The sequence below is a fragment of the Streptomyces hygroscopicus subsp. hygroscopicus genome, from assembly GCF_030269125.1.
Lineage (GTDB): Bacteria > Actinomycetota > Actinomycetes > Streptomycetales > Streptomycetaceae > Streptomyces > Streptomyces hygroscopicus_C.
This window is the reverse complement of the sequence record NZ_BSSM01000011.1, coordinates 254,868-275,016: the sequence shown is the minus strand read 5'-3', so window position 1 is coordinate 275,016 and position 20,149 is coordinate 254,868. Positions and strand designations below refer to the sequence as shown.

The following is a 20,149-nucleotide window of genomic DNA, read 5'->3' as shown; positions in this document are numbered from 1 at the left end:
AGATAACCGGTGATGGCATAGGAGGTTAGCCGGGCTTGCCGCGAGGGCGGAAATCGGTTATCGCCTGCGCAGCGGTAGCGGGGCCCCCATGACCGCGTACGGGCGCGCCGCGCTCGGGAAGTGGACACGGCGGGCGAGGTCGACGTAGCCCAGGGAGTGGTAGAGGCCGCGGGCGGGGCTGTCGGTGTCGATCGCGGAGAGGATCGAGCGGGGTTCGGTGGCGGAGTCCGTGATCCTGGTGATCAGCCGGCGGCCGATGCCGCGGTTCTGGTGGTCCGGGTGGACGTGCAGCTCGGTGATCACGAAGGAGTCGTCCAGCCAGAAGTCGTTGCCGGCCGCGCGCAGGTACGGCTCGACGACCGTCGACCACCAGTGGGTGCGCGAGTTCGGCATGCCGTAGACGAAGCCGACGAGGAGCCCGCCGACGGTCGCGCCGAGGGCCCGTGCCCCCGGGAACTGCATGTGGCGCTGGACGATCTGGCGCCGTACGGCGACTTCGTCCGGGCCGAGGCCGAAGGCCACCGCTTGGACCGCCAGGGCCTCGTCCACACGGGCCGACAGGTCCAGGGGGCCGATCGCTAGATCCATGCCGGGAGGGTACCGGGGTTCAGAACAGCACACTCATGAAGGCGCCGATCTCCTGGAAGCCCACCCTGCGGTACGTGCGGCGCGCGGCGGTGTTGAAGTCGTTGACGTACAGGCTGACCACGGGGGCCACGTCGGCCAGGGCGTAGCGCAGGACCGCCGCCATGGCCGGGGCGGCGAGGCCCTTGCCCCGGTGTTCGGGGGCCACCCACACGCCCTGGATCTGGCAGGCCTGGGGGGTCGCGGCGCCGATCTCGGCCTTGAAGACGACCTTTCCGTCCTGGTCGAGGCGCGCGAAGGACCGCCCGGAGCCGACGAGTTCGGCGACCCTGGCCTGGTAGAGCAGGCCGCCGTCGCCGGCGAGCGGGGAGACGCCGACCTCCTCGGTGAACATCGCCACGCAGGCCGGCATGATCGTCTCCATCTCGTCCTTGCGGACGCGGCGGACGTACGGGTCCGGGGCGATGTCCTCGGGCATGCGGTCGGTGACCATCAGCGGCTGGTGGGACCTGACCTCGCGGGCCGGGCCCCAGTGGGGTTCCAGCAGGCGCCACAGGGCGGAGGTGGCGTCCTCGGGACCGACGATGGAGGAGCAGCGGCGGCCCGCCCGGCGGGCGCGGTCGGCGAAGCCGCGTACGGCGCGGGGGGTGGCGCAGATCGGGACCAGGTTGGCGCCCGCGTAGCACAGGGACGTGAGCAGGCCGTCCTCGTACCAGCCCCACATCTCGCCGCCGAGGCGCCAGGGGTCGAGCCCGGCGATCTGGACGCGGGCGGACACGAAGGCGTTCGCGACCGGCTCGCGGTCGAGGACGGCGAGCGCGGCGTCGAGGTCGCTCGGGTCGAGCACCCGGGAGGTGGTCTGGGTCAACAAGTGCGGGGGCCTCACCCTGGGGTTTGCGCTGGTCTTGGCACTATAGCCGCGCCGGCCGGGTGGTGTTGCGTTCCGCTCGGGGCTCGGCTTCCGCCGGCGGGCGCGGGCTCGTCGTGGCTGGTCACGCCCATGCGGCGGAGCACCGTCGAACAGAGCCCCGCGCCCCCTCGGGGCACGGGAGCGCGTGCTCGCTACTGCTGGCCCCCGTTGACCTGGCGGTCCCGCTGGTACGCCTGCTGGGCCCAGCCCGCGATCTTGCGCAGCTCGGCCTTGAGGCCGTCCCAGGTCTTCATCGAGTCCCCGATCAGCCGGATCTCCATCGGGATCACGTCCGCGCCCTCGACCTCGTGCGGCGCGATCTCGTTCATGCCGCCGAACACCCGCTGCTGGGACACCCCCGCCGCGCCGCCCAGGGCCGACTGCGCGTAGGTCTCCAGGGACACCGGCTCCAGACCGGGGAGCACGCGTTCCGCGTTGTCGTAGAAGGTGGCCTGTGCCCCGGTCGCCGTCGTCTCGTGGAACCCGGACAGCCGCTCGATGATGTCGTCGTGGTTCGCCGCCAGGTAGGCCCTGATCTCGGGGTCGAGCAGCCCGTACGCGTCGCTCAGCTGCGAGCGGGAGAGGAACGAGGTCCAGTTCTTGATCTGCCCCTGCGGCGCGGCGAAGCGGTCGCGCTGCCCCTGGGCGACGGCGACGTAGTCCGCCATGGCGGTGACCTGCGTGTAGACGAGCTGGAGGTAGCCGTCGAGCGCCGTGGTGTCGGCCGCCGAGTGGGTCGCCTGCACGAAGTGCGCGACCTCGGCCGCCGCGAACGGCCGGGCCTGCGTCAGCCGGTGCTCGGCGTCCGGCAGCACCGGTGCCTTGCCCTGGGCCTGCCGCTGCTGCGCGTCGGCCCGGTAGAAGTCGAAGAACGCCGGCATGCCGGCCAGCGGCACGCCGACCGAGTAGTGGACGAACAGGCCGTCGCCCTGGCCCGGTCGACCGGCGCTCTCGGTGTAGCCCTCGCTGCTGAGGCTCACGCCCCTGGTCAGCAGCCGCAGGTCCAGCTTCAGGGCCGACAGGCGGGTCCCCTCGGTCGCCGCGTAGAACCCGTCGCTCACCCGCTTGATCTCGTCGGCCATCCGCTCCAGCTCGTCCGGCCCCGCGTCCGCCCGCGTGCCCACCACCTGCACGGCGCCGGTGACGAACTCGATGTTGGAGTAGCTGCCGCCGCCGGGCAGGCCCCGCGAGTCCGAGACGACCTTGAAGTTCGCCCTCTTGCTCTGCGCGATGTCGGTGTCGCCGGGCAGCTTGTCGCCCTTCTGCGACTTGACCCGCTTGTCCCGCTCCGCCTCGAACCCCATCATGCGCTGGACGGGCCGCCCGGCTCCGCCGCCGGCGGCGGACGACTCGGCCGGGGCCGCCGTGTGCTCCCCGGCCGGCCGGGACATCACCCGGGTGGCGACCTGCTCCGCCTCGCGCTCGAACCGGTCCGAGGGATGCGACACGGACAGCCCCGCACCGTTGTCGGTGCCCGTCACCGGGCCGCTGCGCTGCTGGACGACGTGGACCAGCTCGTGGGCGAGCGTGTGCCGGTCCCCGCCGCCCTCGCCGACGACCACGTGGCTGCCCGAGGTGTAGGCGCGGGCGCCGATCTCCCGCGCCGACCGCCCCGCCGCCGCGCCGGTGTGGATCCGGACGTCGGAGAAGTCCGCGCCGAGCCTCGCCTCCATGTCCGCCCGGGTCGCCCCGTCCAGCGGGCGCCCCGGCGAGCGCAGCACCTCGTGCACGGCCGACCGCTGGACACGGCGCTCGCCGGGTTCGGCCGCGTCCTCGCGGTCCTCCCGCCGGGCCAGCATCCCGACCACGGCGGCATTGCCGACGACGCGCTGCAACGCCAGCAGGTCCGCGGGCGCGGGGGCCTTCGCGGTGCCAGCCGTCCGGGCCGCCCGTCCGGCGGGCTCCCGCGACTCCTTGCCTTGCGGTTCGTGACGTGCGTGCATGATCAGCTCCGTCCGTTCGAGGCCGTGTACGGGTGCTGCACCGCGTGCCTATCGCGGTTTCGGCGTCCAGTTCTCCGGTACGAGTGGTGCGGGCATCAGGTATGCGGCGAAGGCGATCTGACACAGGATCTGGAACACCAGCGGCTCGGGTGCGCTCGCCCCCACGAGAGGCCACGCGAAGAACGCCATCGGGAAGGCCAGCGCGGCCCGGAACTTGGTGACGTCCATCCGCGTGTGCGCCGGACCCGCGACGAGGGCGAGGACCAGTGTCGGCGCGCCGACGAAGGCGAACATGCCCAAGCCGAGCCCGGTGTCCTCGGTGAACGAGTACTCCCCGCGCAGGGTGAGGGCGATGACCACCCATGTCACGGCGTACAGGACCACGTACGTCAGGACCAGTCGCCCGATCCGCCCCAGCACCCGGCGCACGCCGGGACCGGCCGAGGGCGGATACCGGCGACTCAACCCCGCACCAGCCCCAGGAATGCCTGCCAGGCGGTGGTCGGCACGGTGAGGGTGGGGGCGGTGGTGGGGTCCTGCTTGGAGTCACGGATGTGGATGGTGGTGGGGCAGGTGGCGATCTCGACGCACTGGCCGCCATCGCCCTGGCTGTAGCTGGACTTGCGCCAGGGGAGGGCGACTTCGAGGCATTCGCCGCCACTGCCAGTGCTGTAGCTGCTCTTGAACCATGTAAGGTTCGACGGCTTCTCGACGCTCATGTCTCTCCCAGCAACTTCTCTACGAGGGCTAGCGACTTGCGCGGCGTGAGGGCCTGGGCACGCAGGATGCCATAACGCTCCTCCATCTCCCTCACCGTCTGCTCGTCAGAGTAGAGACGGCTGCCCTTGTACGCGTCTACGTACGCGATCCTGCGCCCTTTCGCTGTACTGATCAAGGTGAAGGTACCGGAGAGCGCCGGATGCTCCTCACAATCGCTCGGCATGATCTGGATCTCCACGTTACGCCGTTGCCCGGTGAGCAGGATCTGCTCCAACTGGCCCCGCATGACTGCCTGTCCGCCAAGCCCCTTACGCAAGAGGGCTTCCTCCATAACGAAGCTGACGGTAGGCGTGGACTTCCTCTCGAAGATCTCCTGCCGAGCCAGCCGGGCGGCAACCCTCTGCTCCACGGTGTCCACGTCCAGCAGAGGACGCCAGTTGGTGAACACAGCCCGCGCGTACTCCTCCGTCTGCAACAGACCGTTGATCACCAGCGCGTCGTACATGTGCAAACCGACCGCTTCCTTTTCCAGCTTCGCCGCATCCCGGAAGAACGCCGGATACTGCGCCCTCTCCATGTCCTCGACGAAGTCGATCAGCAAACCGCCCGCGTCCAGCACCTCGTCCGCCTGCCGGATGAACTTCGCGTTCGGGATGCGCCTGCCCACCTCGTACGACGTGATGGTCGCGGCCGAGTAACCGGTTCGGCGGCCCAACTCCGCGCGTTCCACGCCCGCTTGGACGCGCAGCCGCTTCAGCACCCGTCCGAAGACGAGCGGAATGCCCGAGCCCGGCGCTTCCTGGTCTTCCTGTGCTTCCTCGCTCACGTACACCCCCAATGCCCTCGCGCCGCCCTCGGTCACGGTGCGCTCGTGTACAGCGGCACCTCGCCCTTGTACAACGCCTGGTGGTCCTGGTGCGGCCGCTGTTCAACGCTACTGAGCGTGCGGGACCGTAACCGCGTGAAATCAGAAATCTCCACCCAGGAATTCGCCCTGCGCTTTACCTCCACCCCGCGCGGCGCACGGCTCGCCCGGCGGCTGGTCTCGCTGCGGCTGGACGAGTGGGGGCATCCGTACGACGGCCGGGTCAACGAGGCCGTCACGCTGATCGCGGCCGAGTTCGCCGCCAACGCGGTACGGCACGGCCGCGTTCCCGGGCGGGACTTCCATCTCCGGCTCACCGGGGACGACGACGTCGTACGCGTGGAGGTCTCGGACACCCTGACGGAGCGGCTGCCCGAGCCCCGGGTGCCGTGCGGGGAGTCCGGCCGGGGGCTGGTCCTGGTCGAGGCGCTCGCCGACAAGTGGGGGGTGGCGCCCCGGCAGCCCGGCAAGACCGTCTGGGCGGAGGTACGCGTGAGTCCCGCCACCGCGGGGTGACGGGACTCACGGAAGGCGGAGGGTCAGCCCGCGACCGAGACCGACGGCTCGCCGGACTCGACGCCCTCGTCCTGCATCTTCTCGGCCAGCTTCATGGCCTCCTCGATGAGGGTCTCGACGATCTTGGACTCGGGGACGGTCTTGATGACCTCGCCCTTGACGAAGATCTGGCCCTTGCCGTTGCCGGAGGCGACGCCGAGGTCGGCCTCACGGGCCTCGCCGGGGCCGTTGACGACGCAGCCCATGACGGCGACGCGGAGCGGGACCTCCATGCCGGTGAGGCCCGCGGTGACCTCTTCGGCGAGCTTGTAGACGTCGACCTGGGCGCGGCCGCAGGAGGGGCAGGAGACGATCTCCAGGCCGCGCTGGCGCAGGTTCAGCGACTCCAGGATCTGGGTGCCGACCTTGACCTCCTCGACGGGCGGCGCGGACAGCGAGACGCGGATGGTGTCGCCGATGCCCTGGGAGAGGAGGGCGCCGAAGGCGACGGCCGACTTGATGGTGCCCTGGAAGGCGGGTCCGGCCTCGGTGACGCCGAGGTGGAGGGGGTAGTCGCACTGCGCGGCGAGCTGGCGGTAGGCCTCGATCATCACGACCGGGTCGTTGTGCTTGACCGAGATCTTGATGTCGCGGAAGTCGTGCTCCTCGAAGAGGGACGCCTCCCACAGGGCGCTCTCGACCAGCGCCTCCGGGGTGGCCTTGCCGTACTTCTGGAGCAGGCGCCGGTCCAGGGAGCCCGCGTTCACGCCGATGCGGATCGGGGTGCCGTGCTCCTTGGCGGCCTCGGCGATCTCCTTGACCTGGTCGTCGAACTTCTTGATGTTGCCCGGGTTCACGCGGACCGCGGCGCAGCCGGCCTCGATGGCGGCGAAGACGTACTTGGGCTGGAAGTGGATGTCCGCGATCACCGGGATCTGCGACTTCCTCGCGATGGTGGCGAGGGCGTCGGCGTCGTCCTGCGTGGGGCAGGCGACACGGACGATCTGGCAGCCGGACGCGGTCAGCTCGGCGATCTGCTGGAGGGTGGCGCCGATGTCGGACGTACGGGTCGTGGTCATCGACTGGACCGAGACGGGCGCGTCTCCGCCGACCGGCACGCTTCCGACCTGGATCTGCCGGCTCTTGCGGCGCTCGGCGAGCTTGGTCGGAACGGACGGCATGCCGAGAGAAATCGCAGTCATCTGCTGTGCAACCCCAAGTCGTGGATCAAGGTCCGGCCCCGTGATACGGCGGGCTCCAGGGTCCGAGATTACGGCACCGGCGCGTGCGCGGGCACATCCCACCCGGGAGACCCACTCATTGGGCGGCGGCCGGGCGCGGCACGGGAAGCGGCCCGGAACCCCAAGGGTCCCGGGCCGCCGTGGACTGCGGACGGCTAGGAGATTTTCACCGGGTTGACCACGTCCGCGATGAGCACCAGGACGGTGAAGCAGACGAAGATCCCGGCCACCACGTACGCCACCGGCATCAGCTTGGCCACGTCGAACGGGCCGGGGTCCGGGCGGCGCAGCACCCGGGCCAGGTTGCGCCGCAGCGCCTCCCACAGGGCGCCGGCGATGTGGCCGCCGTCGAGCGGGAGCAGCGGGAGCATGTTGAACAGGAACAGCGAGAGGTTGAAGCCGGCGAGCAGCATCACGAACATCGCCACCTGCTGGGAGGCCGGGATGTCCAGGGTCGCGATGTCACCGGTGATGCGGGCCGCGCCGACGATGCCCATGGGGGAGTCCGGCTGGCGGGGGCCGTTGTCGAACGCGGCGTTCCACAGGGCCGGGATCTTGCCGGGCAGGGCGGCGAGGGAGTCGACGGCGTCGCCGACCCGGTCGGACATCCAGGTCACCGAGTCGCCGAAGTCCTGCCGGACGACGCCGGTGGCGGGGCTGAAGCCGAGGAAGCCGGCCTTCACGTAGCCGTCGACGTAGTTGCCGCCGGAGTCCTTCCTGGCGACCTGGTTGGTGGCGATCGTCGGGTGCAGGGTCACCTGCTCGCCCTTGCGGTCGACGACGACCGTGACGCTCTTGCCGGCGCTGGTCCGGATGAGGTCCGAAAGGGTGTTCCAGTCCTTGGTCGCGTGGCCGTCGAAGGAGACGATCCGGTCGCCCGCCTTCATGCCCGCCTGCGCGGCGGGGGACGACGGGTCGGACTTCTTGCAGCTGTCGCGGTGCTGGCTCTGCGCGATGACGCACGGCGAGACGGACTCCACGACGGTGGTTTCCTTCTGGATGCCGAAGCCCATCAGCACGGTGAGGAACAGGGCGATCGCGAGGACCAGGTTCATGAACGGGCCCGCGAACATGACGATGACGCGCTTCCACGGCTTGCGCGTGTAGAACATGCGCGTCTCGTCGCCGGGCTGGAGCTCCTCGTAGGCCGCCGAGCGGGCGTCCTCGATCATCCCGCGCCAGGGCGAGGTGGAGCGGGCGGAGACCCGGCCGGCGTCGTCCGGCGGGAACATGCCGATCATGCGGATGTAGCCGCCGAGCGGGATCGCCTTGATGCCGTACTCGGTGTCGCCCTTCTTGCGCGACCACACGGTGGGGCCGAAGCCCACCATGTACTGCGGGACGCGGATGCCGAAGAGCTTGGCCGTCGACAGGTGCCCCAGCTCGTGCCACGCGATCGAGACGAGCAGACCGAACGCGAAGACCACTATGCCGAGGATGAACATCAAGGTCGTCATGCACGCGCCTCCGCGGTCGCCGTCGTGGCTGTGATCTCACGGGCCCGGGTCCGCGCCCAGGTCTCCGCTTCGAGGACGTCCGACACCGTGAGTGAAGTTCCCGCATCCGGTGTGCCGTGTTCCTCGACGACCCGGGTGACGGTCTCCATGATCCCGTTGAAGGGCAGCGCGCCGTTCAGGAAGGCCGCGACGCACTCCTCGTTGGCGGCATTGAACACCGCCGGCGCCGTCCCCGCGAGCTTTCCGACGTGCCGGGCGAGATTCACCGCGGGGAAGGCCTCGTTGTCCAGCGGGAAGAACTCCCAGGTGGACGCCTTGCTCCAGTCGAAGGCGGGCGCGGCGTCCGGAACCCGTTCGGGCCAGCCGAGACCGATGGCGATCGGGCCCCGCATGTCGGGGGGCGTCGCCTGCGCGATCGTCGACCCGTCGGTGAACTCGACCATCGAGTGGACGTACGACTGCGGGTGCACGACCACCTCGATGCGGTCGAACGGGATGTCGTACAGCAGGTGCGCCTCGATGACCTCCAGCCCCTTGTTGACCAGGGTCGCGGAGTTGATCGTGATCACCGGCCCCATCGCCCAGGTGGGGTGGGCGAGGGCGTCCTCGACGGTGACGCCGGCCAGGTCCGCCCTGGTGCGGCCGCGGAAGGGACCGCCGGAGGCGGTGACGACCAGTTTGCGCACGTCGGCGCGGCTGCCCGAGGCGAGGGCCTGGAAGAGGGCGGCGTGCTCGGAGTCGACCGGGATGATCTGGCCGGGCTTGGCCAGCGCGGTGACCAGCGGGCCGCCGACGATCAGCGACTCCTTGTTGGCGAGCGCGAGGGTGCGGCCCGCCTCCAGGGCGGCGAGGGTCGGCGCGAGGCCGATGGAACCGGTGATGCCGTTCAGCACGGTGTGGCACTCGGAGGCCGCGAGTTCGGTGGCCGCCCCCGGTCCGGCGAGGATCTCGGGCAGCGGCTCCCCCGGTCCGTACGCCGCGGCGACCGCCTCGCGCAGGGCCGGTACGACGTCCTCGCGGGCGACCGCGACGGTGCGCACCCGCAGCCGGCGCGCCTGCTCGGCGAGGAGGGAGACCCGGCCGCCGTTGGCGGACAGCGCGGTGACGCGGAAGCGGTCGGGGTTGCGCAGCACGAGGTCGATGGCCTGGGTGCCGATGGATCCGGTGGAGCCGAGGACCACCACGTCCTTGGGGCCGTCGCCCGCGAGGGGGTCGTAGACGAGGTGGGGGTCGGCGAGGGGTGCCGGATGGGCGGGGCTGTCGGTCATCCCCCCATTGTGGCCGCATGCGCCGGCGGCCAGGACAGGGTGTCCCCCGAGTGAGTGTGTCCGAATGCGGGGGATGCGTGAAGATCATGTGATAGCACTTCGGTCTGCACTTCTGCGTTCCAGTGCCTCCGCACGTCGCGGACGACATCCTTGGGGGGACCTCTCCATGCGGACCATACGGCTGCGCGCCGCCCTGCCCGCCCTCGCCGGCGCCGCCCTGCTCGCCGGCACCCTGCTCGGCACCCCGGCCCAGGCCGCCGGGGGTGTGAAGATCTACCACGTCTGGTTCGACAGCCCCGGCTCGGACGACCGCTCGAACAAGAGCCTGAACGGCGAGTGGGTGCAGATCAAGAACACCGGCGGCTCGGCGGTCTCGCTCAAGGGCTGGGTGCTCAAGGACGCCTCGAACCACCGGTACGTCTTCCCGAACGTCAAGATCGGCGCCGGGAAGTACATGAAGATCCACACCGGGACCGGCTCGGACACCGCGTCCGACAAGTACCAGGACCGCCGCGCCTACGTCTGGAACAACGACAGGGACACCGCCACCCTGACCAGGGCGAGCGGCGCCAAGGTCTGGTCCTGCTCCTGGACGACGCGGGACCCGAGCGACAAGTACTGCTGACCGGCCGCTAAGCGCCGTACGGCCGCCTGGCGTTGTCCACGGTGGACGGTCCGGGGGTCGCGTCGGCGATCCACGGGCCGTCCTCGGACGGGTCCACGATGCCTTCCTCCAGCCAGGTGTAGGCGCCGCCGAGGACGCCCCTGACCACCTTGCGGTCGAGGTCGTCGGTGTTGTTCCACAGCCGTCCGAACAGTTCCTCGACACGGACGCGGGCCTGGTGGCAGAAGGCGTCGGCGAGCTGGTATGCCTCGCGGCCGTGCTCGTCGCGGGTGCGCAGCCGCTCGGCGCGCACACAGGCCGCGCTCATCGCGAACAGTTCCGCGCCGATGTCCACGATCCGGCCGAGGAAGCACTGCTTGGTCTCCATCCGCCCCTGCCAGCGGGACATCCCGTAGAACGTGGCGCGGGCCAGCCTGCGGGCCGCGCGCTCGACGTAGCGCAGATGGGTGGACAGGTCGACACCGTGCCGGAACTCGCCGTACGACGACGGCAGTTGACCGGGCCCGGCGACCAGCCTCGGCAGCCACTTGGCGTAGAAGACGCCCGCGTGCGCGCCCGCCCTCGCCTTGTCGGACAGCGACTTGGCCGGGTCGATGAGGTCGCCGGCGACCGAGAGATGGGCGTCCACGGCCTCCCGGGCGATCAGCAGGTGCATGATCTCCGTGGAGCCCTCGAAGATCCGGTTGATGCGCAGGTCGCGCAGCATCTGCTCGGCGGGTACGGCCCGTTCGCCGCGCGCCTTCAGGGACTCGGCCGTCTCGTAGCCGCGGCCGCCGCGGATCTGGACCAGCTCGTCGGCCATCCTCCACGCCATCTCGGAGCCGTAGAGCTTGGCGAGGGCGGCCTCGATGCGGATGTCGTTGCGGTCCTCGTCGGCCATCTGGGAGGACAGGTCGAGCACCGCCTCCAGGGCGAAGGTGGTCGCGGCGATGAAGCTGATCTTGGTGCCGACGGCCTCGTGCAGCGCGAGGGGCTTGCCCCACTGCTCGCGCTCCGCCGACCATTCACGGGCGATTTTCAGACACCATTTACCCGCACCGGCACACAGCGCGGGCAGCGAGAGGCGGCCGGTGTTGAGGGTGGTGAGCGCGATCTTCAGACCGGCGCCCTCGGGTCCGATCCGGTGCGCGGCCGGCACCCGCACCCGGTGGAAGCGCGTCACGCCGTTCTCGATGCCGCGCAGCCCCATGAAGGCGTTGCGGTGCTCGACGGTGATGCCCTCGGACGCGGCCTCCACGACGAACGCGGTGATCCCACCCTCGTGCCCCTCGGACTTCGGCACCCGCGCCATGACGACCAGCAGGTCGGCGACGACCCCGTTGGTGGTCCACAGCTTCACCCCGTCGAGGACGTACCCGTCCCCCTCGGGCACGGCCGTGGTGGCGAGCCGCGCCGGATCGGAGCCGACGTCCGGCTCGGTGAGCAGGAAGGCGGAGATGTCGGTGCGGGCGCAGCGGGGCAGGAAGGCGTCCTTCTGCTCCTGGGTGCCGAACATCTTCAGCGGCTGGGGCACGCCGATCGACTGGTGCGCGGACAGCAGCGCGCCGACCGCGGGGCTCACGGAGCCGACCAGGGCGAGCGCCTTGTTGTAGTACAGCTGGCTGAGGCCGAGGCCGCCGTACTTCGGGTCGATCTTCATCCCGAGGGCGCCGAGCTCCTTCAGTCCCGCCACGACCTCGTCGGGGATGCGGGCCTCGCGCTCGATGCGGGCCGAGTCGATCCCCGTCTCGCAGAAGGCGCGCAGCTTGGCCAGGAACTCCTCCCCGCGCCGTACGGACTCCTCCTCGGGCAGCGGATGCGGGTGCACGAGATCGAGCCGGAAGCGCCCGAGGAACAGTTCCCTGGCGAAGCCGGGCTTGCGCCAGTCCTGCTCCCGAGCGGCCTCCGCGACCTCGCGGGCCTCGCGCTCGGTGACGGTGCTGCGGTGCTTGGTGGGGGCGGACATGGGATCACCTCGCCGCGAAGAGGGACCGACCGGGGCCGTTCGCTACCGACCGGTGCTACTGGGTCGTTGGTACCCGAAACGGGGCAGCCCCGCCACCCCTCGCGGGGGTGGCGGGGCCGTTCGGGTGGGTTCCGGCGTGCCGCGGTCACTTGTAGGAGCAGAGGTCGAGCATCGCGGTGGTGTCGCCGTCGAGGGCCTTCACGTACTGGTCGATGCCCGCCAGGTCGTGGGCCGTGATCGCGGTGGAGAGGGCGGCGTGGTCGGCGGCCTCCTGCTGGATGCCGGACTTGACCGCCGGGTCGGTCGCCACGTCGGCCGCCGCGGAGAGGTCCTGGGCGGTCTGGCTCTCGTCCGCGGCCCACGCCTCGTCGGCGGCCGGGTTGGTGACCGGCGCCGTCGCCCCCCGCTCGTCGCTCGCCATCTGCGCGTCCTCGTACTCGGTACAGCCCGCCGGGAGTGCGAAGGGGTCGGAGGCGGATGCGGTGGGCGACTCCGTCAGCCCGGCGGGGAGCGAGAACGAGATCGAGTACGACGGCGTCGGCACCGCGCCGCCGCGTGCGTCCCCCGGCCGGTCGTCCCCGGAGGAGCCGGAGCTGATGGCGTAGCCCAGGCCGCCGACGAGCGCGCAGGCGGCGACCAGGGACACGACGGCCGTGACGACCGTGCTCATGCCCGCGGCGGCCGTACCTGCGGTGGCCGCCGTCGCGGAGGCGGACCCGGAGGCGGCGGCGGTGTGCGAGGACGCGGAGCCGAGGGCGCTGTGCGCGTGCCCGGCCCCGGCGTGGGCTCCGCCGCCGCCCGACGGGGAGGCCGCGCCGCTGGAGGCTCCGCCGTCGCCGGTGGGGGGTGCCGCGCTGGTGCCACCGTGGCCGGAGGCGGCGGACGCGCCGGTGCCGCCGTGGCCGGGGGCGCCGACCGAGGAGGCGCCGCCGTCATGGCCGGGGGCACTGCCCCAGGAGCTGCCGCCGCCGTGGCCCGAGGAGCCGCCCCACGACGCACCGCCGTCGTGGGCGGGGATGCCGGGGCCGGTGGGGGCGCCGGGGTGGGCGGCCGGTCCGAGGCCGTTCCCGCCCATGTACTGGTGGACGTCGAAGTGGGGTGGCGCGGCGCCCGTGTGCGCGCCCGCGCCGGCGTGGACGCCTGCTCCCCCGTCGCCCCCCACACCGCCGTGGGTCCCCGCACCGCCGTCGCCCCCCACACCGCCGTGGGCCCCCGCACCGCCGTCGCCCCCCACACCGCCGTGGGCCCCCGCACCCCCGTCGCCCCCCACACCGCCGTGGGCCCCCGCACCCCCGTCGCCCCCCACACCGCCGTGGGCCCCCGCTCCGCCGTCGGCTCCCCCGCCCCCGGCGGAGCCGTGCGCCGCGCCGGCTGAGCCGTGCGCCGACGCCCCGGTGTCGCCCAGTGAGTACCCGAGCCGCGCTGCCTCGGCCAGCAGCGCGGCGTACACGACCCGGCGGCCGATCAGCAGGGCCCGGACCGCCTCCTCGTGCAGGAAGTACCCCTCGGCCCGCCGGTCGCCCGCGGCCCGGGACGCGACCCAGCCGCGGCCGAGCAGCCGCCCCCACACGCCCAGCCGCAGCGAACGGGCGAGTCCCGGCGACGAGGCCCGCGCGAGCGCCACCGCGAGGTCCGGGCGGCCGGCCGCCTCGGCCACCTCGGCCGCCTTCTCCAGAACCGGGCCCTGAGACGCCAGCTCCGGTGGCGTGGTCTCACCGAGTGACGCCCACCGGACGAAGTGGTCGCACAGCCGCTCGGCAGGGAACGGCGCGGGAAAACGCCGGCGCAGCACCGGCACCGTGTCGGCGACGGAGCCGTACCCCTGCTCCCCGTTCCGCGCCAGCCCGAGGCGCACGAGGCGGTCGCACACCGCCTCGGGCTCCGGCACGTCCGTCAGCGCGCCGATGTGCGCGGCCGCCACCTCGGCCCCGTCCAGGGTCGCCAGCAGCCGCAGTACCTCCATCACCGGCGCGTCCTGCGCCAGTGAGTCGAGCAGGGCCGGGAGCAGCGCCGTGACCTGGCCCGCGCGCGGGAGCCTGCCCCCGGCCGCCGGGCCGGAACGCGCCAGGGCGGCCGCCCGGAGCAGCGGGAGCGGCAGTCCGTCCGCTGCCCGCCACAGGTCGGCGGCCGTCTCCCGGTCCGCCTCCGGGACCGGGCCGCCCAACTCCCGTGCCAGCAGCTCCAGTCCGGCGGTCCGCGACAGGCCGCGCAGTTCCAGCGCGGTGCCCTCGCTCCACAACGACCGCTCGACGCCGGCGAGGACGAAGACCGCCTGGGGCGCCGTGTCCATGAGTTCCAGCAGCTGATCGGAGGTCAGGTCGGCGTCGTCGATGTACACCGTCACCCGTACGCCGGTCATCAGCCGTTGCAGCTCGGCCCGGGTCGGCGCGTATCCGGGGGCTTCGTAGCAGGCTTCGAAGACGTCCTGGGCGAGGTCCTCGACACCGCGGTGGGCGCCGCCCAGGAAGACCACCCCGTCCGGGCCGGGCGGCAGTCTCCGCGCGGCGTGCCGTAACAGTGTGGTCTTGCCGGTCCCGGGCGGTCCCCACACCTGCACCGGCCCGCCGGCGCGGACGGCCGCCGCCAGCGCACGTGTCTCGTCCTCCCGGCCCACCGGCTCCGGCATGCTCCGGGGCAGCACCGCGGCCCGCGGCCGGCGTCGGGGCCGGGGGCGTTCCGGGCCCGCCAGGACGGTCACCCGCGAACCGTGCCGCGCGTCGACGACCACGTTGTGGTCGCCCGCGATCACGGGACCGCCCGTGCTCCCGCCGATGTCGATCCGATGCGTCGCCCGCGCGCCGTCGGGCGTCGAGGCGCTGTCGTCCGCGTCCGGCATGGCTCCCCCGTCTCGTCCGGTCCGCCGCCGTCGGCCGACCTGACCGACCGCCACCCTAGTGGCGCGCGGGGCAGCGGAAACCGTCCTGCGACGGTTTCCGCCGCGAAGGCTCCGCCCGGACCGCGGAGACGGCCGCGGCCCCGCGCGGTGGGCCCGCCGCGCCACCGATGATCCGGCACGGCCGGGAAGCCCCAGGAAGGCCGAACGACGGCTCGAAACTTTCGACATGACGACCATTCACCGCACCACCGGATGCGCAACTCCTCGATCCTGCTCGATAGATGACGACGGGCTGATCAGCAAAACTTCCCTCTGACCAGGTGTGATGTTCTCGCCGCCGAGATCCGACGGACAGAAAGATTTCGAAATTCACACCGAAACTGTTGACACCCGTCGGCCGCCGTCCAGACTGTTCGCCATCACCGGTGCCCGTCACCGGCGGTCCGGGCCGCACGCCGACCCGGCCTCCGGCCGCAGCTCTCAGCGGCCGGATACCTGTCATGTTCCTGCCACCTCGACTTTCATCCCGGCCCGGCTCGGCCGGTGACGGCTCGGGGCAGGCGCACAGCAGGCCCTCCACACCCGCACGGGGAGGAAACACATGAGCACGCTGACCCACGAGATGCGCCGCGGACGCGGCCTCGGGGCCGCCATCCGAGGGCTCGTCGCCGCTGCGGCGGCGGTCGTGGTCGCCTTCGCGCTGCCCGGCGCGGCCCAGGCCGACACGACCATCACCTCCAACAGCACGGGCACCAACAACGGCTACTTCTACTCGTTCTGGGAGCAGTCCAGCGGCGCCACCATGACCCTGGGTTCGGGCAGCAACTACAGCCTGACCTGGAACACGGCCTCGCAGAACGTCGTCGCCGGCACCGGCTGGAACCCGGGCACGACCAACACCGTGTCGTACACCGGCACTTGGAACTGCAACGGCAACTGCTACCTGTCGCTGTACGGCTGGACCACCAACCCACTGGTCGAGTGGTACATCGTCGACAACTACGGCGACTACAACCCGAGTTCGGGCGCGACCAAGCTGGGGTCGGTCACCAGCGACGGCAGCACGTACGACCTGTACAAGACGACCCGCACCAACGCGCCGTCCATCGAGGGCACCGCGACGTTCGACCAGTACTGGGCGATCCGTCAGTCGAAGCGCACCGGCGGCACCATCACCGTGGCGAACATCTTCAACGCGTGGAAGAGCCTCGGCCTGAACCTCGGCACCCCGAACTACGAGATCCTGGCCACCGAGGGCTACCAGAGCAGCGGCAGCTCCAACATCACCGTCACCAGCGGAAGCAGCAGCGGCGGCACCACCCCGCCTCCGAGCGGCGGCGGTTGCTCCGCGACCTTCACGAACTCCTCCGACTGGGGCTCCGGCTTCACCGGCTCGGTGGCGGTCAAGAACGACGGCTCCTCCGGCATCAACGGCTGGACCGTCAAGCTGACCTTCCCCGGCAACCAGACGGTCACCAGCCTCTGGAACGGCACCTACACCCAGTCCGGCAACACGGTCACCGTGAAGAACGCGAGCAACAACGGCTCACTGGGCGCCGGCGCGGCCACCTCCTTCGGGTTCAACGCCGACTACTCGGGCGGCAACGGCGCTCCGACGGTGTCCTGCACCGCCGGCTGAACCACCGCCGCACCCGAGCGGGCATCAGCCTCGGAAACGACCAGGTCGGCCACTGCCTGCGGCGAGGCCGCAGGCAGTGGCCGACCTGGTCAGACGGCTGCGGAACGAACCGCGCCGATGCGGGCCATGACCGCTTCGCGGGCCACGCCGGTGCGTCACCGGCCTGGCCCGCGGGCACAGCGACGGCCGGAGACCGTGCCCCGCCGTCCGCGGCCGGGTGGGTCCCGTTGCCCGCCCCCTCCGCGAAGGTTCACCGTCCGAACCGTGCAGCCTGCCGCTGGTCAAGATGCGCATCGCGAGGACATCCCCCAAGAATCGGGGAGGTACTGAGGCCGACTGCAGAAAGGTGCCGATCATGCGCAGCAAGATCGTACGGGCTCTGGTCGCCAGCGTCGCCGCGGGCACACTCGCCGGCGGGGCCGTGATGGCCTCCACCGGGACAGCCCTCGCGGTGCCGGCGAACACCCACGCGACCGCCGCCAAGCATGCATCCACTCCCCGCCCGACGCCGACCCACAAGAAGTGCCCCAAGGGGGAGCACTTCACCAAAGTCAACGGCAAGTGGGGCTGCCACAAGAAGTGACCGGTAGCAGCCGTGCCGGGCGCCGGGAGACCCTCCCGGCGCCCGCGCTGTGGGCCGGCGGCAGGCGGGACTTCGCCGAAGCGCTTCCGTCGTCGCCATTCCACCGGCTGGTACGGTCCGTGACGGTTTCGGAGATGGCATCCGCGATGCCGTTCGCGGCCTGCGTCGCAGGTATTGGCCGCAAACCACGTTTCCGAGACGTCTGATTCGATGACTCCGAAGAGTGCTGTAGTCTCGGAAACAGCTTCCCGCATTACGTGTTCCGTTAACGGCTTCCGTAACAGGTTCCGTTACGGCTTCCACAACGTAATCCGTGGAATGACCAAGGCCCCGCCCTCCCGCAGGTTGCGACCCTGCGGATCGCGAGGACGAGGCCCTGGCCTGGTGGACGTGGGCCCTGGCCGAGTTGTTCGCTCAGCCGGGGCCTACGTGTCTCAGAACCACGGACGGTGCTCGTAGAGCCACGCGAGCACGAGGATGACCTCGCAGCCCGCGCTCACACGTTCCGAGGAGACGTGCGGCCGTACGTGTTCCTGCCACCGATCCTTCAGCCACTTCTGCAGCTTCAAGATCGGCTCCCTTCGGCGAAGCGGGACGTTCCCCGCGTCACAGGGGAACGCGGTCGCGCCCCCACGTGTCGGGTGCGGTCCGTGATCCCCCTGAAGGAGTAAGCAGCAAGATACAGCGCGGGCCGAACAAATCCCCAATTGTCGATCACCACAGGGGGGTTGCCGACCCGGCTGCCCTAAATCCGCGCAGGTCAGCGACATTTACCCGCTCCAAGGAACACTCGTTTCCCTCGTCGGGGATCTGCGGGACGCGAGCCGGCGGCCTCTTCGGGCCTCCGGTGCCGCCGCCTTCGACCGGCGTAGCGGTCGGGCCGGCGAGCCGGCGGCCGGCACGTTCTCGTTCCGGCCGTGTCCGCAGGTGACACGGCTGGACACGGAAACGGCCGCAGCCCCCGCACAGTGGGCCCGCCACACCCACGTTGACCTGGACTTTTCTCTTGACCTGCACTGACACTTCCCGCCCCAGCCCGTACCGGCCAATCCCAGCCCGCCCCAGACCTGTCCAGAGCAGCTTGGTGTTCCCGTGGGAACACACCCTCGGGGCCAGCGATTTCCGGGGCCCGGGGGCTGGCAGACCACGATGGCCGAAAGCCATCTCACCCAGGTACCGAAGCTGCTCAGAACCGTATAAAGCAGTAGGCCCGGCAGCACGTATCGCCGCCGGGCCCACCCACGGCCCACCTGCCAACTTGCGGAGTATGGACGAGGGGTACCGCATCACCGCGCAAGGCGCGGCAGTCTGTTCATCGCGCAGCGGCGTAAACCTGAAGCGCACATGTAACTTAACTGTGGACAGGCCACATTGACCAGGCTGTTGCCCAGGCGGAGACGACCCCCCAGCCAAGAGTCACTCGAAAGAGTGACACGTGCCTGCGGCATAGGCCAGTGGCCCGATAGACGCTAGCCCGGCCATGGTCGGCCAACCCCCAGCGCAGCACCGGGCCCGGTCTCTCATCTCCCAGAGGCCTGGCCCTCAGCTCTGCGGCTCGGGCAGGACGCGGTCCACCAGGTCATCGAGGCGCTGTTCCAACGCCTTCCGGGCATCCGGCGTGATCGTGGCGAGGGCCACCATGGCGGTCCGGTCAGGTTCAGTGGGCTCGTCGGCCTACGGTCCACCGAGGTCGTGAGGGCGGACTGGTCCTGCCGCTGCCCTGGGAGACCCCGCCGCCCGTAGAGGCAGACGAGGTTCTCACCTGGGTGCGCGCAGCACTGGACGCAGCGCCGCCCGACGCCTGCGAGGACCTGATCCCGCCAGGCGACGGACATCCTCCGCGCCGCCGACCCGGCGACCGACACCAGGCAGTGCTGCGCGCCGCGCTCAGCTAGGCCACCGCGCGCACCAGAACCGTGCCGATCTTCCGTGGCCCCGGCGGCGCCGGAATGACCTGCGCCCTCACACCATGGAACCCGACGCCGGTCAGCAGGCCGCGCCATTCATCGAGTTCGTAGTCCCAGCGTCGGACGACGAGCGGGTCTTCGTTCTCGGACCGGTTGATGTACGACGCCTGGCAGCCGTAGCAGCCCTCGACCGGCGGACGCTGCGAGAAAGCAAGCACGCCGCCCGGCCGCAGCCGGGCCCGGATCGCGGGCAGCAGCCGAACCGGATCGGTGAACCAGACGGCACCGAATACCGAGTACACGGCATCGAAGTCCGCGCCGGCGTCCGCGGTAAGGAACTCCAGCGCCTCCCGCCGGTACAGCACCAGACCAGCATCCGACCAGCGCTCACGCGCGGCGCTGAGCTGGGCCGGGGAGACGTCGACGCCGACCGCGCGGGCGCCGAGGGCCGCGAGGTGCGCGAGGTTCCCGCCCTTGCCGCAGCCGAGGTCGAGCACCCTCTGCCCCGGCCGGACACCCAACACTTCAGCGCCGGGACCGTGGTCCGGGTACTGCGTCCAGTTGAACCAGGTCCGCTCACCGGCCGCGTTCACCGGCCTGCGCTCTGGCCGCTGCCGCGCGTACGTGTCCCACGCCACGGTGCTCGCCCTACTGCGAAGGCCCGCGCGACGTCGCCGAGTTCATCGACCACTACCAGGTGCACACCCGCCGCCCGGCCATGCGCCTTGTCATCGCCCAAGACGGGCACGAGACGGTCGGCTTCACGTACGGCTACTTCCTACTGCCGGAAACCCGCTGGTGGCACAACCTCCAGGACGTCACACTTCCCGAGGAGTACATACGGGAGGACGGCCACCGGTCCTTCGCGATCATCGAACTGGCCGTGCGCAAAGCGTGGCGCCGCCGCGGTATCGCAGCCGGTCTGCATACCCAGCTCCTGGACGGCGTAGACGCGGAACGGGTCACCCTCACCGTCCGGCCGGAACCGGAAGCGGACCCCGCCAGGAACGCCTACCTGGCGTGGGGGTACCGGATGATCGGCACCTCCCACCCGTGGAAGGACGCCCCGCTGTACGAATGCATGGTGCGGGAGCTACCGAAGCCTTACCGGGCGCTCACGTAGCGGACGG

General features: G+C 71.2%; 18 protein-coding genes. 5 read left to right on the top strand and 13 right to left on the bottom strand.

Annotated elements, in window-relative coordinates:
- Window positions 1-57 precede the first annotated feature (57 nt).
- The 6 genes from QSK45_RS24615 to QSK45_RS24590 all read right to left on the bottom strand — a co-directional run bounded on the left by QSK45_RS24615 (window position 58) and on the right by QSK45_RS24590 (window position 4,984).
- Entirely contained in the window at window positions 58-588 is a 531-nt protein-coding gene (locus QSK45_RS24615; RefSeq protein ID WP_285560397.1) for a GNAT family N-acetyltransferase, read from the bottom strand.
- A 19-nt stretch (window positions 589-607) separates the two neighbouring features.
- On the bottom strand, window positions 608-1,456 hold the full coding sequence (locus QSK45_RS24610; RefSeq protein ID WP_285560395.1) for a GNAT family N-acetyltransferase: 849 nt from the start codon (window positions 1,454-1,456) through the stop codon (window positions 608-610).
- 191 nt (window positions 1,457-1,647) lie between these two features.
- The gene (locus QSK45_RS24605) at window positions 1,648-3,438 is read right to left on the bottom strand and encodes an eCIS core domain-containing protein (protein ID WP_285560394.1); all 1,791 of its coding nucleotides are present in this window, start codon (window positions 3,436-3,438) and stop codon (window positions 1,648-1,650) included.
- A 48-nt stretch (window positions 3,439-3,486) separates the two neighbouring features.
- Complete coding sequence (locus QSK45_RS24600) at window positions 3,487-3,903, bottom strand: hypothetical protein (protein ID WP_285560391.1); 417 nt, start codon at window positions 3,901-3,903, stop codon at window positions 3,487-3,489.
- Window positions 3,900-4,157, bottom strand: a complete 258-nt coding sequence (locus QSK45_RS24595) for a DUF397 domain-containing protein (protein WP_285560390.1) — start codon at window positions 4,155-4,157, stop codon at window positions 3,900-3,902. The genes QSK45_RS24600 and QSK45_RS24595 overlap by 4 nt, the downstream gene beginning before the upstream one ends.
- On the bottom strand, window positions 4,154-4,984 hold the full coding sequence (locus QSK45_RS24590; RefSeq protein ID WP_285560504.1) for a helix-turn-helix domain-containing protein: 831 nt from the start codon (window positions 4,982-4,984) through the stop codon (window positions 4,154-4,156). Before QSK45_RS24590 ends, QSK45_RS24595 begins: the two co-directional genes overlap by 4 nt.
- 135 nt (window positions 4,985-5,119) lie before the next feature.
- Between QSK45_RS24590 and QSK45_RS24585 the strand changes: the two genes are divergently transcribed.
- Window positions 5,120-5,539, top strand: coding sequence for an ATP-binding protein (locus QSK45_RS24585; RefSeq protein WP_285560388.1), 420 nt, complete (start codon window positions 5,120-5,122; stop codon window positions 5,537-5,539).
- 23 nt (window positions 5,540-5,562) lie between these two features.
- Here the strand turns inward: QSK45_RS24585 and ispG are convergent, their stop codons facing one another.
- The 3 genes from ispG to dxr form a co-directional block, all read right to left on the bottom strand.
- Entirely contained in the window at window positions 5,563-6,720 is a 1,158-nt protein-coding gene (gene ispG / locus QSK45_RS24580; RefSeq protein WP_285560387.1) for a flavodoxin-dependent (E)-4-hydroxy-3-methylbut-2-enyl-diphosphate synthase, read from the bottom strand.
- A 194-nt stretch (window positions 6,721-6,914) separates the two neighbouring features.
- Window positions 6,915-8,216: a M50 family metallopeptidase gene (locus QSK45_RS24575; protein ID WP_285560386.1), complete on the bottom strand. Its 1,302-nt coding sequence runs from the start codon at window positions 8,214-8,216 to the stop codon at window positions 6,915-6,917.
- Window positions 8,213-9,484 carry a 1-deoxy-D-xylulose-5-phosphate reductoisomerase gene (gene dxr / locus QSK45_RS24570; protein ID WP_285560381.1) on the bottom strand — a complete coding sequence of 424 codons (1,272 nt, stop codon included), beginning with the start codon at window positions 9,482-9,484 and terminating at the stop codon, window positions 8,213-8,215. The genes QSK45_RS24575 and dxr overlap by 4 nt, the downstream gene beginning before the upstream one ends.
- Before the next feature lie 166 nt (window positions 9,485-9,650).
- On the opposite strand from dxr, the gene QSK45_RS24565 reads away from it, so the two are divergent.
- On the top strand, window positions 9,651-10,109 hold the full coding sequence (locus QSK45_RS24565) for a lamin tail domain-containing protein (protein ID WP_285560380.1): 459 nt from the start codon (window positions 9,651-9,653) through the stop codon (window positions 10,107-10,109).
- 7 nt (window positions 10,110-10,116) lie between these two features.
- Here QSK45_RS24565 and QSK45_RS24560 read toward each other — a convergent pair whose 3' ends face one another.
- Together QSK45_RS24560 and QSK45_RS24555 are read right to left on the bottom strand one after the other, a co-directional pair.
- On the bottom strand, window positions 10,117-12,054 hold the full coding sequence (locus QSK45_RS24560; protein ID WP_285560378.1) for an acyl-CoA dehydrogenase family protein: 1,938 nt from the start codon (window positions 12,052-12,054) through the stop codon (window positions 10,117-10,119).
- A 145-nt stretch (window positions 12,055-12,199) separates the two neighbouring features.
- Window positions 12,200-14,890: an ATP-binding protein gene (locus QSK45_RS24555; RefSeq protein WP_285560376.1), complete on the bottom strand. Its 2,691-nt coding sequence runs from the start codon at window positions 14,888-14,890 to the stop codon at window positions 12,200-12,202.
- 601 nt (window positions 14,891-15,491) lie between these two features.
- Between QSK45_RS24555 and QSK45_RS24550 the strand changes: the two genes are divergently transcribed.
- Both QSK45_RS24550 and QSK45_RS24545 read left to right on the top strand, forming a co-directional pair.
- Window positions 15,492-16,529 carry a glycoside hydrolase family 11 protein gene (locus QSK45_RS24550; RefSeq protein WP_285560374.1) on the top strand — a complete coding sequence of 346 codons (1,038 nt, stop codon included), beginning with the start codon at window positions 15,492-15,494 and terminating at the stop codon, window positions 16,527-16,529.
- 355 nt (window positions 16,530-16,884) lie between these two features.
- Window positions 16,885-17,112 (top strand): hypothetical protein, encoded by a 228-nt coding sequence (locus tag QSK45_RS24545; RefSeq protein ID WP_285560373.1) that lies wholly within the window; start codon window positions 16,885-16,887, stop codon window positions 17,110-17,112.
- Between the two features lie 434 nt (window positions 17,113-17,546).
- Here the strand turns inward: QSK45_RS24545 and QSK45_RS24540 are convergent, their stop codons facing one another.
- Both QSK45_RS24540 and QSK45_RS24535 read right to left on the bottom strand, forming a co-directional pair.
- A complete protein-coding gene (locus QSK45_RS24540) occupies window positions 17,547-17,681 on the bottom strand; it encodes a hypothetical protein (protein ID WP_285560371.1) in 135 nt (44 codons plus the stop codon).
- A 1,322-nt stretch (window positions 17,682-19,003) separates the two neighbouring features.
- Window positions 19,004-19,657, bottom strand: coding sequence for a class I SAM-dependent methyltransferase (locus tag QSK45_RS24535; RefSeq protein WP_285560369.1), 654 nt, complete (start codon window positions 19,655-19,657; stop codon window positions 19,004-19,006).
- On the opposite strand from QSK45_RS24535, the gene QSK45_RS24530 reads away from it, so the two are divergent.
- Window positions 19,624-20,142 (top strand): GNAT family N-acetyltransferase, encoded by a 519-nt coding sequence (locus tag QSK45_RS24530; RefSeq protein WP_490993613.1) that lies wholly within the window; start codon window positions 19,624-19,626, stop codon window positions 20,140-20,142. The two genes, QSK45_RS24535 and QSK45_RS24530, sit on opposite strands and share 34 nt — an antisense overlap.
- The last annotated feature ends 7 nt before the right edge of the window (window positions 20,143-20,149 follow it).